14 protein-coding genes are annotated in these 14,468 nt (G+C 30.5%); 8 read left to right on the plus strand and 6 right to left on the minus strand.

Annotated elements, in window-relative coordinates; genetic code table 11:
* Positions 1-39: 39 nt before the first annotated feature.
* The 3 genes from ACFQ1U_RS07560 to ACFQ1U_RS07570 are packed head-to-tail and all read left to right on the plus strand — an operon-like array spanning position 40 to position 3,040.
* Positions 40-1,764 (plus strand): sodium:solute symporter family protein, encoded by a 1,725-nt coding sequence (locus tag ACFQ1U_RS07560; protein ID WP_386106947.1) that lies wholly within the window; start codon positions 40-42, stop codon positions 1,762-1,764.
* 17 nt (positions 1,765-1,781) lie between these two features.
* Positions 1,782-2,363, plus strand: a complete 582-nt coding sequence (locus tag ACFQ1U_RS07565) for a hypothetical protein (RefSeq protein ID WP_386106949.1) — start codon at positions 1,782-1,784, stop codon at positions 2,361-2,363.
* Positions 2,360-3,040, plus strand: coding sequence for a leucine-rich repeat domain-containing protein (locus ACFQ1U_RS07570; RefSeq protein WP_386106951.1), 681 nt, complete (start codon positions 2,360-2,362; stop codon positions 3,038-3,040). Before ACFQ1U_RS07565 ends, ACFQ1U_RS07570 begins: the two co-directional genes overlap by 4 nt.
* Here the strand turns inward: ACFQ1U_RS07570 and ACFQ1U_RS07575 are convergent.
* A complete protein-coding gene (locus ACFQ1U_RS07575; RefSeq protein ID WP_386106953.1) occupies positions 3,037-4,377 on the minus strand; it encodes a tetratricopeptide repeat protein in 1,341 nt (446 codons plus the stop codon). The genes ACFQ1U_RS07570 and ACFQ1U_RS07575 overlap by 4 nt on opposite strands.
* Before the next feature lie 251 nt (positions 4,378-4,628).
* On the opposite strand from ACFQ1U_RS07575, the gene ACFQ1U_RS07580 reads away from it, so the two are divergent.
* Both ACFQ1U_RS07580 and ACFQ1U_RS07585 read left to right on the plus strand, forming a co-directional pair.
* A complete protein-coding gene (locus tag ACFQ1U_RS07580; protein ID WP_386106955.1) occupies positions 4,629-4,970 on the plus strand; it encodes a DUF2853 family protein in 342 nt (113 codons plus the stop codon).
* Positions 4,971-5,055: 85 nt separating this feature from the next.
* Positions 5,056-6,483, plus strand: coding sequence for an L-serine ammonia-lyase (locus ACFQ1U_RS07585; protein ID WP_386106957.1), 1,428 nt, complete (start codon positions 5,056-5,058; stop codon positions 6,481-6,483).
* Positions 6,484-6,520: 37 nt separating this feature from the next.
* On the opposite strand, the gene yaaA is transcribed toward ACFQ1U_RS07585, so the two are convergent.
* The 4 genes from yaaA to ACFQ1U_RS07605 form a co-directional block, all read right to left on the minus strand.
* The gene (gene yaaA / locus ACFQ1U_RS07590) at positions 6,521-7,279 is read right to left on the minus strand and encodes a peroxide stress protein YaaA (protein ID WP_386106959.1); all 759 of its coding nucleotides are present in this window, start codon (positions 7,277-7,279) and stop codon (positions 6,521-6,523) included.
* Between the two features lie 121 nt (positions 7,280-7,400).
* Positions 7,401-8,021, minus strand: coding sequence for a tetratricopeptide repeat protein (locus tag ACFQ1U_RS07595; protein ID WP_386106961.1), 621 nt, complete (start codon positions 8,019-8,021; stop codon positions 7,401-7,403).
* A 1-nt stretch (position 8,022) separates the two neighbouring features.
* On the minus strand, positions 8,023-8,442 hold the full coding sequence (locus ACFQ1U_RS07600) for a DUF2141 domain-containing protein (protein WP_386106963.1): 420 nt from the start codon (positions 8,440-8,442) through the stop codon (positions 8,023-8,025).
* 98 nt (positions 8,443-8,540) lie between these two features.
* Positions 8,541-10,697, minus strand: coding sequence for a TonB-dependent receptor (locus tag ACFQ1U_RS07605; RefSeq protein ID WP_386106965.1), 2,157 nt, complete (start codon positions 10,695-10,697; stop codon positions 8,541-8,543).
* Between the two features lie 130 nt (positions 10,698-10,827).
* Here ACFQ1U_RS07605 and pdxH point away from each other — a divergent pair, with 130 nt between their 5' ends.
* From pdxH to ACFQ1U_RS07620, 3 genes are read left to right on the plus strand one after another with little or no spacing between them, the layout of a single operon-like run.
* A complete protein-coding gene (gene pdxH, locus ACFQ1U_RS07610; RefSeq protein WP_386106967.1) occupies positions 10,828-11,475 on the plus strand; it encodes a pyridoxamine 5'-phosphate oxidase in 648 nt (215 codons plus the stop codon).
* A 30-nt stretch (positions 11,476-11,505) separates the two neighbouring features.
* Positions 11,506-11,994 carry a SixA phosphatase family protein gene (locus ACFQ1U_RS07615; RefSeq protein WP_386106969.1) on the plus strand — a complete coding sequence of 163 codons (489 nt, stop codon included), beginning with the start codon at positions 11,506-11,508 and terminating at the stop codon, positions 11,992-11,994.
* A gap of 8 nt (positions 11,995-12,002) precedes the next feature.
* A complete protein-coding gene (locus ACFQ1U_RS07620) occupies positions 12,003-12,896 on the plus strand; it encodes a Ppx/GppA phosphatase family protein (RefSeq protein WP_386106971.1) in 894 nt (297 codons plus the stop codon).
* Positions 12,897-12,983: 87 nt separating this feature from the next.
* On the opposite strand, the gene ACFQ1U_RS07625 is transcribed toward ACFQ1U_RS07620, so the two are convergent.
* Positions 12,984-14,459, minus strand: coding sequence for a DUF389 domain-containing protein (locus ACFQ1U_RS07625; protein WP_386106973.1), 1,476 nt, complete (start codon positions 14,457-14,459; stop codon positions 12,984-12,986).
* Positions 14,460-14,468: the final 9 nt, after the last annotated feature.

Raw genomic sequence — 14,468 nt, forward strand, 5'->3', positions numbered from 1 at the left:
TTATTTTATTTATTTACATTTTAGTTATAAATCGTACACATGACACTTTCTACTATTGATTACTTTATTATTATTAGCTTCTTTTTAATTTCTTTATTCATAGGGATTTGGGCCGCTAAATCTGCTGGAAAAAACAGTAATGAATTCTTTTTATCTGGAAGAAATATGCCTTGGTGGCTTCTTGGTGTATCTATGGTAGCTACAACTTTTGCTGCTGATACTCCTGGTTTAGTTACAGAATTGGTAAGAAACAATGGAGTTTCAGGAAACTGGGTATGGTGGGCTATGCTATTAACAGGAATGTTAACTGTATTTTTTTATGCTAAACTTTGGAGAAAATCTGGCATTACAACAGACTTAGAATTTTACGAACTTCGGTATTCTGGTAAAGTTGCTGGTTTTTTAAGAGGATTTAGAGCTTTGTATTTAGGGGTTGTTTTTAACATTATTACTATGGCTGGTGTTTGTTTAGCTGGTGCTAAAATTGCAGCTATACTTTTAGGTATTTCTCAAGTTGAAATGCTTATTTATGCTTCTGTAATTGTTGTTATATATTCTTCATTAGGTGGATTAAAAGGGGTATTACTAACCGATTTTGTTCAGTTTCTAATTGCTATGATTGGCTCTGTATGGGCTACAATTTATATTATTAACCTACCTGAAATTGGAGGACTAAACAACCTTCTTAATCATGCTAATGTTAATACCAAACTTAATTTACTTCCTGACTTTTCAAATACTGAAGCTTTAATCACTTTATTTATTATTCCTTTTGCTGTTCAGTGGTGGAGTACTTGGTACCCTGGTGCAGAACCTGGAGGCGGTGGTTACATTGCCCAAAGAATGCTTGCTGCTAAAGACGAAAAAAATGCTACATGGGCTACCTTATTTTTTAATTTTGCACATTATGCCTTACGCCCTTGGCCCTGGATTTTAGTCGGATTGGCTTCTTTAATTATTTTTCCAAGCTTAGACAGCATGAATACCGCTTTCCCTAATTTAACTAAAGAAATGCAAGGTCAAGATGTTGCGTATGCTGCCATGATGACCTATTTACCTGCAGGTTTGTTAGGTATTGTACTCACTTCTTTAATTGCAGCATTTATGAGTACCATTTCAACGCAACTTAATTGGGGAAGCTCTTATGTGGTTAATGACTTTTATGCGAGATTTATAAATAAAAATGCATCAGAAAAACAAAAAGTTATAGTTGGACGCATAACAACAATAGTATTAATGATTTGTGCTGCATTGTTTTCATTCTTTTTACAATCAGCTAAAGATGTTTTTGATTTATTACTACAAATTGGCGCAGGAACTGGACTTTTATTCATTTTACGTTGGTTTTGGCATCGAATAAATCCTTACAGTGAAATAGCTGCAATGGCCATTTCTTTTGTTTTAGCAGTTTTCTTTTTTATCAATAAAAAACTAGCAACACCTATTTTTGAAATACCAGGTTATTGGCAATTAATAATTGGTGTTTTTATTACTACAGTAGGTTGGATAATTGTAACACTACTTACACACCCTACTGATAAAGAAACGCTAGAAAAATTTAATCAACTAATTTTTGAAGGCGAGTATAAATTTAAAAACATAGGTGTTAAAATAGCTGCTTTTATAGCAGGAACAATAGGTGTTTACAGTTTTTTATTTGCTACAGGTAACTGGATTTATGGTAATACAACATTAGCTTTAACACTTACCGCTTTAACCATTATTTCGATGATATTTTTACAGCAAATCTGGAAAAAACTATAATTATATCTTTAATGATTATGAAAAAAGTAATTCAACTGTGTCTTTTAATTATAACAATTAACACAATTGCTCAAGAAACAAATCCGAATCATAAAATATGGAGCGAAACTGATCATTTAAAAATTGATGATTTTCAGTTAAAAATAGAGAACAACTCTAACAGAATTTTAGAAAGTCAGTTTACAATAAATTATGAAAGTCAGGGTTTTGATTTTTTAAAAAGAAACTTAAACCATAGGGTTCAGAATATTTTTATTAAAAATGCTTCATGGATAGATGTTTCCAAAACAGATGACATCCAATACTATTTAGACTATCATCAAGTTCAATTTGATTTATCTGAAGTTTATGCCAGAGAGCTGCGAAAAAGTCTATTATTTAATAAGAAAAAAATATCTAGAGGTTTTAGTGAAGTAAAAAAATTACATGATGAAATTTTGGCAGAACTAGCAATAGAAAGAACTAAACTCAATAACGATACAAACTTTGGAAACGATAAAGAAAAACTTAAAGTATGGAAAAAGAACATACAAAATAAGTTAGTAGCTTTGTATGAATTTAGGTTAGAAAACACCAAAAAAATAAAGATTAAAAAATGAAACAGTTACTGATTTTATTGTTTTTACCCATACTTACTTTTTCTCAAAATAGCGTTTTCACTTCTATTTCTGAAGCCATGTTACATCCTGAGAATGTGGTTGAATTAAACTTAGCTGAGCAAAACTTAACTGAAGTACCTGAACTTATTTATAAATTAAAAAACTTAGAAAAATTAAATTTAAAAAACAATAAAATCACAACTATTGATCCTTTATTATTTGATTTACCTAAACTAAAATATCTTAATCTTTCTAAGAATAAATTAACAACCATTCCCAATCAAATATACAAAGCCAATTCATTAGAACATTTAAGCCTAAGTTACAATGAAATTACCGAATTACCTGATGAGATTATAGAGTTGGAAAACCTTGAAAAACTTTACATTCAGTACAATAAAATTACCGAACTACCTTTAGACTTTGGAGAACTTAAACAATTAAAAAAACTGTATGCACAGCACAATATTATTGCTTTTTTACCAGCATCTTTTAACTACTTAACTAATTTAAGAGCTTTAAAATTGCACAATAATAATTTTTATAAAATATCTACCAATATTGGCGGACTTAAAAGGTTACAATTATTAAATATAAAAAATAATCAGTTTGATGATTACGAGCAAGGAAGAATCAAAATTCAAACACCTAGTAACTGTAAAATTATATGGGATTAATTAGAATTCCAATTTAAAATAGTTTGCTGTATTAACTCATTATTAAATATTACAGGATATAAGTCTTTAATGATATGATGATATTCATAATCTATAGCCAAAGCATTTTTTAAATGTAATAATCCATATTCAATTTTATCAATCATCATAAAAACACTGCACAGTCTATATTCAATTTCTGCAAATTCTTTGTAAGTGCTTTTTGCTTTTACAAGTATTGACAACGCATCATCATAGTTACCTAAAAACAACAATACATCCGCTAAAGCAACATAAACATCTATATCAATATCTCCTAAATCAACACAATGCATTAAAGCATTGGCAGCCTCTTCATAAAGCTCTAATTGAATATAAATATTAGCTAATTTACGCCAGTAAACAGGGTTAGCATCATCAATCTCTACAGCTTTTTGACCATAATATAATGCCTTATGGTAATTTTTTAATGAATAATAAGCATCTGTAAGTAATACCCAACCTCTATCTAACAATGGATCTTCGTGAACTGCTTTTTTGTAAAACTTTATAGCTTCTTCAAAGTTTTGCTGCTGTTCATAACATTCTCCTATTCTACTGTAAACAAAAGCCGTAGGGTCATCTAACTCCAACGTAACCATGTAATTCTCTATAGCTTCTTCAAAATTCTCAAGCTGTTCTAACGTTTTTGCTTTTTCAACATAAGCACCAATAAAGCTATCATCTATTAAAACAGCGTAATCAAACGCTCTTAAGGCTTCATTAAACTTACCTAATTCAAAATATTGCCTTCCTAACTGATGCCATGCAACTTCACTGTAAGGATTTTTATCTACATAAGAATTTAAAAATCGTACAGCATCTTCCTGTTTGTCTTGCATTTCAAAACAATATACGATGTTGTATAATGATGAATAATCTTCATAGTCAACATCTATACATTTTGCAAAATTTAAACGCGCATTTTCATAATCATCTAAATACATGTATTCCATCCCCATCATGGCCCAAACGTCAACAGGATCTTCCACATAATCTAAAGATTCTTTTAAAATGGAAACAGCTTCTTTATGCTTGCTATTTTTAGATAAAATAGTAGCTTTTTGTAAGTAAACCTCATCATTGTGAGGTTCTACAGCTTCAACTTCAGTTAACAATTTTACAGCTGCATCTAGGTTATCTTCAAACACTAAAATTTCCACCTGCAGTAATTTTAAAATTACTGAGGCTGGGTGTTGTTCTAAACCTAACTTTACCGCTTTTCTAGCTAATGAAAGTTTTCCTATGTTTAAGTAATGGTGAACAATATCTTCAAACTCTGTGGCGTCAAAAAAGTAAACATCGTTGGTTTTCAGCATCGATTCAAATTTTGATAGAGACATAGGCTATTTTATTTGAATTACATTATAAACTTACTACACAAAAGGCTTTGAAGCACAAAACCTACTTTTAGTTTTCAACAAAATAATTAACAATTTTGTTAGTGTTTTATTGGTCTAATAAAAACTTATAAGCTTACATAGTTTATTTGATTTGCTTAATTATTTTTATATATTTGAGAAGTTTAAATGCTAAATATTTAAATAGTTATAACCTTTAAAAAATTATCATGAGCAAATTTGATGAAAAAGTAGAGCTGTATAAAAAGTTTATGGACGATAAAAACATGCGTTCTAATACTGATTTATTAAGAGCAGTAACCAAAGGTTTAGGACCTTCTATCTACAAAAGAGATGCTGAAACAGTATCTGGATCAGATCCAAAGGAATTAGAAACTGTAAAAAAGAATTTCTTAATCAAAAAATTAGGTTTAAATGACGGACCTGAATTAGACGAAGCAATTGCTGAAGTTGTAGAAAGAATTGGAAAATCTGAAAGAAATAAATACCGTGCAGTAGTATACTATTTATTAGTTAAAAAATTCGATAAAGAATCTGTGTACGGAATGTAATATACACACCGTTAACAAAATTAATCCCGTTTTGAAAATATCAAAACGGGATTTTTTATTTTTGCGATACAAACAACTGTAATATATGGCACAATTTATTAGCGTATTTGATATGCTAAAAATAGGCGTAGGACCATCTAGCTCTCATACTTTAGGTCCGTGGCGCGCTGCGCAAGAATGGATTCAAGTTCTTAAAGCTTCGCAGCTATTTAACCAAGTGAGTACTGTAAAGGTAGATCTGTACGGATCTTTATCTTTAACAGGAAAAGGACACGCAACCGATTTAGCCGTTTTATTAGGCTTAAGTGGCACTGATCCTGAGTTTATTCCTGTTGATGAAATTCAAAGTATTATTGACGAAATCAATCAACAACATATACTCCGATTTAATTTCGAAAAAAACATCGTATTTTCATTTGAAGATGTTCGTTTTAATAGAGATTTTTTACCTTTTCATTCAAATGGATTAACCTTTAGAGCTTTTGATGAAAACAATAATGAAATCTCTACAGAAACCTATTATTCTATTGGTGGCGGTTTTGTTATTCAAGAAACTATTGAAAAAGATTCTGATATAGAAATAACTAAACAGAACTTTCCGTTTCCTATAAACAGAGCTGTTGAACTAGAAAAGTACTGCGAAATTCATCAAAAAAACATTTCTGATATTGTTTTTGAAAATGAATTAGTGCTAAAACCAGCAGAAGAAATTAATACAGAACTTGAACGTATTTGGAACACTATGCTAGAGTGTATGTATATTGGTTGTCACACTCAAGGCACGTTACCGGGTGGTTTAAATGTAAAACGCCGTGCTTTTGCAACGCATGAAAAACTAATTAAAGGCGCTAACTACAACAACCAACAAGAATGGATTAGTGCTATTAGAAATACCGAAGTTAAATTTAGAGAAATTTTAAAATGGGTAAGTTGCTTTGCCTTGTCTGTTAATGAAGTAAATGCTTCTTTAGGTAGGGTTGTTACTGCTCCAACAAACGGAAGTGCAGGAGTTATTCCTGCTGTTTTAATGTACTATTTGGTTATTGAAAATCATGAAGCAAATTTTGAGCACATTAAAAAGTTTTTGTTAGTAGCCGGTGAAATTGGAAGTATTTTCAAGAAAAATGCAACAATTTCAGCAGCAATGGGTGGCTGTCAGGCAGAAATTGGAGTTTCTTCTGCGATGGCCGCAGCTGCATTAACTGAATTATTAGGTGGTACACCTTCTCAATGTTTAGTGGCTGCCGAAATAGCAATGGAACATCATTTAGGCTTAACTTGTGATCCTATTGGTGGTTTGGTTCAAATTCCATGTATTGAACGTAATGCTATGGGGGCTATAAAAGCAATAAATGCTGCCGAGCTTGCTATAGAAACAGACCCTAAAGAATCTAAAGTTCCATTAGATAAAGTAATAGATACTATGTGGGAAACAGCTAAAGACATGAACAGAAACTATAAAGAAACATCTGAAGGTGGTTTAGCAGTATCTGTAAAACTAGCTGACTGTTAAAATAAAAAAATCCCAAAACAAAGTTTTGGGATTTTTATTACCTCGTAAATACTAAATTATTCTTTTCAGATAATTCTTCAGAAAAACTATAGCCATCTGTATTAAACCCTTTTAAATCTTCTATAGTTTCTACATCGTTATCAATTATATATCGCAGCATCAAACCTCTAGCTTTTTTAGCGTACGTCATAATGGTTTTATATTGTCCATTTTTAAAGTCTTTAAAAACAGGAGTTATCATTGGTACTTTCAACGCTTTTTTAGGTAATGCTTTAAAATACTCGTTACTAGCTAAGTTCACAAGTAATTCATCATCTGTCATTTCATCATTTAAAGATTCCGCTAAACGAGTATCCCAAAATTTATACAAATTATCTGCAGAACCTACTTTCAGCTTAGTTCCCATTTCTAAACGGTAAGGCTGAATTAAATCTAACGGACGTAATAAACCATATAGTCCAGATAAAATTCTTAGCTTATCCTGTAATAATGGTATTTTACTCTCATCTATAGTAGTAGCATCTAATCCTCTATACACTTCACCAGTAAAACTATACACAGCTTGTTTTGCATTTTCAGAAGTGAAAGGAGTAGTCCAATTTTGATTTCTTTCATAATTCAAATCTGCTAAATCATCAGAAATACTCATTAAGTCTGAAAGTTTTTTTCTTGATAATGTTTTAAGCTTTTTATTCAATTTCTCTGAATGTTCTAAAAACCTTGGTTGTGTATGTAAGCTTGTTGGCGATTTCGTTTCAAAATCTAATGATTTTGCTGGTGATATAATGATTTTCATAATTGAATCTTCTTTTGTGTAAAAATAACAAGGACTTAAAAAGTACACAACTTACTATAATAAGTTTATTTTATATTGATATAACCTCAAAAAAAACGAACTCAATTGAGTTCGTTTCACATTAGCTTTTACATTTTTTAATAATTTCCTCAGCTCTTTGTTTTCCGTAAGACGGATAGAATTTAGGTAACTTTTCTTCTTCAAATAAGGCTAAAGCTTTTACAACATCTTTACAATAAGGTTCTGTAGATTGCCCAAAAAACTGAGCTGCTCCCATATCCCATTCTGCTTTTCCTAAAATTACCCGCGGATTTTTAGGTGCTAAACTAAGGGCTTCACTATATAATTGATTGTTTTTCTGAGATAATGTCATTCCATATTTCTGTCCATCAAAAGCTATGTAAGCCGTATTTAATAAAGCCTGATTGATAATAATTTCAGGGTTTTTAGGAGAAATAGCACTTGCTTTATCTAAAAAAGTTTGAGCTTTTTTTAATTTAGCATCTAATACAGCTTCTTCTTTTACTCCAAAACTACTGGTAATTTCGATAGTTGCCACATAATATGCCGGAAGCCAATTTTGTTTTTCTGCATTTGCTATTCTTTCAAATAGTTGTGAAGCTTCCGTAATTTTATTTGCTTGCCATAAACTGAATGCTTTTTGCATTCCTTTTTCATACTTGCTTTGCGCTGTAACAGTTACAGAAACCATTAAAACTAATATTCCTATAATTTTTTTCATGTTAATTAAATTTAACCGTTAAATTCTTGTCTTCATCAACCGTAAACTTTGCGTCATTATATTTTGGAGGCCCCATAAAACCTTTGGCATCATTTGAAATTGCTATTGGTTCTTTTGGAATCCCAAAAATTCGTGTATCCATTTTTTTATTATCATTTTCATCATGAAAAGCTGAAATAGCATATTCACCAGCTGGAATATTTTCAAAAACAGCAGTGGCTTTTAAATTGTTTACCTTAACAATAGCTCCTTTAAAAGGCGTTTTTAAAAAAGAGGCTTCGGTATTGTATAAAGCTACATACACATCTCCTTTATTTGCTTCTAAGCCTTTAAAATTAACTGTTATACTGTGAGCGTCTTGTGCGTAACCTTTTATAAAACTTAATACGTAAAAGGCTGCTAATAAAATGAATCGTTGCATAGTTTTTTTATTTTTATACTGTAAATATCTATTGATTTAAGTTAGTTTTATCAATTACTTTACCGAACTGTTGAATTTTATTACTCAGTTGTAATTATTTATAAATTATTTAACTGATTACTTTTTTTATCTTTACTGATAGACCAAAAGAAACCAACAAAGAAAAAACGATCTGCATTAGGTACAATTGCCTGTCTTTCATAAACCCCATCAGCATTAGCTTCATTTTTATAATTATATCCAAAAACATTTTGAGTACCTAACACATTGTTCACCGAAAAGTACAGTATTTTTTGCGGACTAATCAAATAGGCTGCATTTAAACTTAAGCTGTTATAGTTTTTTGTTTGTTGATTTAAAAATCCGTTTTTATTAGGATTTGTATATGACCTACCCGAAGCAAAAGTATATGAAAAACCAAGTTGTGTTTTCCAGGCATCTATCCAATATTTTCCTACTAAAGAAATATTATGTTTTGATGCAAAGTTTGGAGTTGCCTCTGAGCTAAAGTTTCTATAATCTCTCTTAGTATCTAATAAAGAATACGATACCCAATAATCTAAATTCTTAATATTTTTACTATCTCGCCAAAATACATCAACACCTTTTGCATACCCGTTTCCTGAATTATTATAATTTGAGGTAGCTCCAGCAAAATCTCCAGAATATTTGACCAAATCATCATATGATTTGTAATAACCTTCAACTCTTAAAATTTGTTTATTTTTTACGAATTGATAATTTAAAATATAATGTTGAGCGTTCTCTGATTGTAAATTAGAATCAAACTTTATGTAATCATTCTTTGGGTCTTGATAAAACTGACCGTATGCCATAGAAAACTGTGAATTTTTACCTGATTTGTAGGCTAAAGAAACTCTTGGAGAAAAAGTAAATTGATTTAACAATGAATTTTTCTCTACTCTAACACCCAATTTTGCAGCTAACTTTTTAGAAAAGTAAACATCCGATTCTGCAAATGTTGCTAATAAGTTATTTGTGAATTGATTTTTATACAAAGAACCCTGATTGGACTCATATATTTCTTCAAATACCCTACTAAATAACTCTGCTCCAAAACTTAATTTAAAACGATTTGAAAAATGCTTTTTTAATTTAATTTTAGCATGCAAAGCATTCTCTTGATTATCAACTATATCTTGTTGTAGATTAATATCTGAATTATCATGAGTAAAACTGAACCCTCCAGAAACATTCCAATTATCATTTAGCTGTTGAGAGTATGATCCATTCACATACATGTTATGGTTTTGTAAACCAAATCTAAATCCGTTGTTAAAATTTATATCTTGTTGAATTACATCAAAGCGTGTTCCGCTGTAGGCTCCGTAAAGTTTTAACAAAGCATCATCATTGGGCTTATATCTATAAACCATTTCTCCGCTAAACCCTTCAAAAGGTTTGTTCCAAGTATTTCTATCAGAATACGCCCACAAATAGGGAGCTAGGTTTATATAAGAAGTATTAATACTGAATGAATTTTTGCCCCAAATTTGAGTATTCCCTATACCAGCACCAACAGTCATTAATTGAATTTCTGTTTTTTCTTGATCTGGTTGATCAATAGTATTTAAAGTTAACACGCCAGACAAAGCCTGACCGTACTCTGCAGAATAACCTCCTGTAGAAAAAGTCATTCCTTTGAATAAAAAAGGAGAAAATCTTCCTCGGGTTGGAATATTATTGGCTGTTGGAGAATATGGAGTAAACACACGCAATCCATCCACAAAAATTTGTGTTTCTTCAGCATCTCCTCCTCTAACAAATAATCGACCATCATCATCATTTGCCGAAGTTCCTGGTAAAGTTTGAAAAGCGCCTATTACATCTCCTAAAGCACTTGCAGTTGTAACAACATCTAAAGGTTTTAAAGCCGTAACTTTTGCATTATCTCCTGCTTCAAAGCTTCCTGCATTAATTAAAACAGCATCTAATGTGTTAACATCTTCCTTTAATTTAATTTTTAAATTAGATAATTGAGATACATCATTTGATTTGAAAAATGTTTCAAAAGAGATAAAAGAAACCACCAAAGTTTGCTTGCCTATCTCGTGTGTTTCAAAACTAAACTCTCCTTTCTCATTAGTTGAAGTACCGTCATAAGTCCCTTTTAAATAAACATTTGCTCCCTCAATTGCAATTCCTTTTGGATCTGTTACCTTACCTGTAATAGTTGTTTGAGCAATACTTAAAAATGTGATTAATAGTGTAAAAATAGTAATTAGTGGTTTCATTGGTTTATTTTTTATCACTACAAATATGATGGCGATTAAAAAAAAAGCCTAAAAAGAAAAACCGAGTTGTAAAAAAACACCGATGAATTGTATATATTGTTGTAATTTTACTTTATAAATATTAGTGATTATGTCGCATGATTTAAGTGATTACAGAAAGTCTTATGACAAATTTGAACTTTTAGAAACCAATTGTCCTGATAATCCTATTGAACTATTTAGAGACTGGTTTTTAAATGCTGATGAATCTGAAATGGTTGATGAGGCCAACGCCATGAATATTGCTACAATTGGCAATGATGGTTTTCCTAAAAATAGAGTGGTTTTATTAAAAAAATACACGCATGAAGGATTTATATTTTACACCAATTATAACTCCGAAAAAGGAAAAGCCATAAGCTACAATAACCATGTATGCTTATCATTTTTCTGGCCTGGTTTAGAACAACAGATTATTATTAAAGGAACTGCAAAAAAAATAGCTGATAATTTATCTGACGGATACTTTGAATCGAGACCAGATGGAAGTAAATTAGGAGCTTGGGCTTCAAACCAAAGTGAAGTTGTACCTAACAAAGAAACCTTGATTGACAACTTAGAGAAATATGAGAAGAAATATCAAAATACAGAAATACCAAGACCTCCTCATTGGGGTGGTTTTATAGTTAATCCTATTTCTATTGAGTTTTGGCAAGGAAGACCCAACCGAATGCACGACAGAATTCGATACAGCTTACAAAAAGATTTTTCTTGGAAAATTGAACGTTTAGCTCCTTAATATTTATATTTGAATCATCTTTAAAACTAAATGAAAACAATTTATATTGTAAGACACGCTAAATCATCTTGGAATTATAGCAGTGTAAAAGATCATGACAGACCTCTTAAAGAAAGAGGAATTAATGACGCTCATTTAATATCTAAATACTTAGCAAAAAATATAAAACGACCAGATATTTTCATATCAAGTAGCGCTAACAGAGCTTTACATACTGGTATTATTTTTTGTGAAAATTTTGCGTATCCATTAGCTAACTTAAAAATTAGTAAGCAACTCTATAGTTTTAGCGATGGATACTTAGTAAAAACAGTAAAAGCTTTAGATGATAGTTTTGATAGCGCCATTATTTTTAGTCATGACCACGGAATAAACACGTTTGTAAATAAGTTTGGTAACAAACCTATAGCTCATGTTACAACCTGTGGTGTAGTAGGTATAGAATTTAAAGAAAAACATTGGAAAGACATTAAAAAAGGAACAACTGTTTTAGTAGAGTTTCCTAAATATCATAAATAATTTTACCCTTGAAGATAAAGAAGTACGGAGCCATTGATGTAGGATCTAACGCAATACGCTTACTAATAGCCAACGTTATTGAAGAGAAAGATAAAGAACCTAAGTTTAAAAAATCTTCTTTAATACGTGTACCTATTCGTTTAGGTGCAGATGTTTTTGTGGATGGAAAAATTTCTGATAGTAATAAAAACAGAATGCTAGATGCCATGAAAGCATTTAACCTACTTATGTCTGTACACGGGGTAGAGCGCTACAAAGCTTGTGCTACATCTGCAATGCGTGAAGCAGAAAACGGTCAGGAAGTTAGTACTGAAATATTAGAAAAAACAGGTATTAATATTGATATTATTGACGGTAAAAAAGAAGCTGCAATTATCTCTTTTACCGATTTAAACAATCTAATAAACTCTGACGATACCTATTTATACGTAGATGTTGGTGGAGGTAGTACTGAATTTACCGTATTCTCAAAAGGCAAAATTATTAACTCAAAATCATTTAAAATTGGTACTGTTAGATTAATAAATAATTCTAAAGAGAAAAATAAAAAAATCTTCAAAAAAGTTGAAGAATGGATTAAGACCAATACTAAAGATTTAAAACGAATTAGCTTAATAGGATCTGGTGGTAATATCAACAAGATCTTTAAAATGTCTGGCAGAGAGATAGGAAAACCAATTTCTTATATTTACTTAAATGCTCAATATCAATTTCTAAAAAAAATGAGCTACTCAGAACGCATTTCTGAATTAAGTTTAAATCCTGATAGAGCAGATGTTATAGTTCCTGCAACTAAAATTTATTTATCTGCAATGAAGTGGAGTAATGCTCGTAAAATATATGTGCCAAAAATTGGATTATCAGACGGTATAATTAAAAGTCTCTACTTTGATAAACTATAATCAAAGTAACAAAATACTTTATTAAAAAGATATTTATAACTTGAATACAAAAAAGGTTTGACTTTGTATAGCCAAACCTTTTTTTATTTATTTAATTAGAAGAGTATCTAACTTTAACTCTTTCTGCAACCATAATTGCAATTCTTTTTGTTTCTTTTTTCTATCAGTTTCAGAAAGTTTTTTACTCCATTTTATAATCATTTCAGGCATGGTATCCACTTTTATAAAATCTTTTGTACTTAATACTTTAGAAAAACTAATTTCTAGAATATCGTTATATCTAATTTTAGCGTCTTTAGCTACTGTACTAAATGGGATATACTGAGCATTTCTATCTTTTTCGGTTTTATCGATACGTTGATTTAAAGAAGAAATCGTTTGTTTTAAGTCCTCTATTTCTTTATTTAAACCAGAAATAATATTTTTATTTTGTTCTAACTCTTCCCTTGCATCCGTATAAGCACTTGATATTAAATCGAAGCTTTTTGTATTACTTCCTTTGATACTTAATTTTATATCCTTTAAATTACTGTAACGAGGATCAGTCATTAAACTATTTTTTAATGAATTTACTTCCCCTTCAGATATTTCATTAAAGAAACTTAATTGTAACTCTTTTGATTCCATAATAAAAGAGTCATCTAATAATTGATATGAAGGATTCAATTTGATTTCATTTCTTAAAAATTCTGCTAATTGGGTATTTATTCCGTTCTCTCTATAAACTTGCATAAAAGTTAAAAAAGCAGGTATCATTACCACTAATGCTACTAATGAAGCTAATTGAGCCGTTCTTTTACGTTTTGCTGAATTCACATAACGAATCATGGTGAAACGCAATAACTTCAGTACTAAAAATGTTGCTAAAGCAATAAAAATAGTATTAATGGTAAACAAATATAAAGCTTGCAAAAAGTATATTAAATTACCCTTAGCTAAACCATAACCAGCAGTACATAACGGTGGCATTAAGGCTGTTGCAATAGCTACTCCAAAAATTACCGAAGCGATGGTTCCTTTTTTTGTTCTTGCAATTATTAACGCTAAACCACCAAAAAATGCTATTAACACATCTCTGATATCTGGCCTTACACGACCTAACAACTCCGAAGTATCTTCACTTAATGGAAAAAGATAAAAAAATGTAAAAGCTGTTAATAAACTTAGTACAATCATAATAACTAAGTTGATTAATGACTTTCGTAAAGTATCAATATCATTAATGGCTAATGACATTCCAATACCTAATATTGGTCCCATTAGCGGAGATATTAACATGGCTCCAATTACCACTGCTGTAGAATTAGCATTTAAACCTATAGATGCTACAAAAATTGAACATATTAAAATCCAAGCTGTTGCTCCTTTAAAAGAGATATCTTGTTTAATAGCCTCTATAGTTGCTTCTTGATCGGTATCGTTTCTAAAATCTAAAAGTTCAAATAAAAACGTTTTTATATTTTGAAATAAGCCTTGAGCATCTTTCGTTATTTCTTTTTTTGTTGCATCTGTACCTGCTTCTGAAGGTGTTGCAACGGTTTCCTTTTCTTTGTTATTATCCATTTATATTAT

It is taken from the genome of Tenacibaculum geojense (assembly GCF_042676005.1).
Lineage (GTDB): Bacteria > Bacteroidota > Bacteroidia > Flavobacteriales > Flavobacteriaceae > Polaribacter > Polaribacter geojense.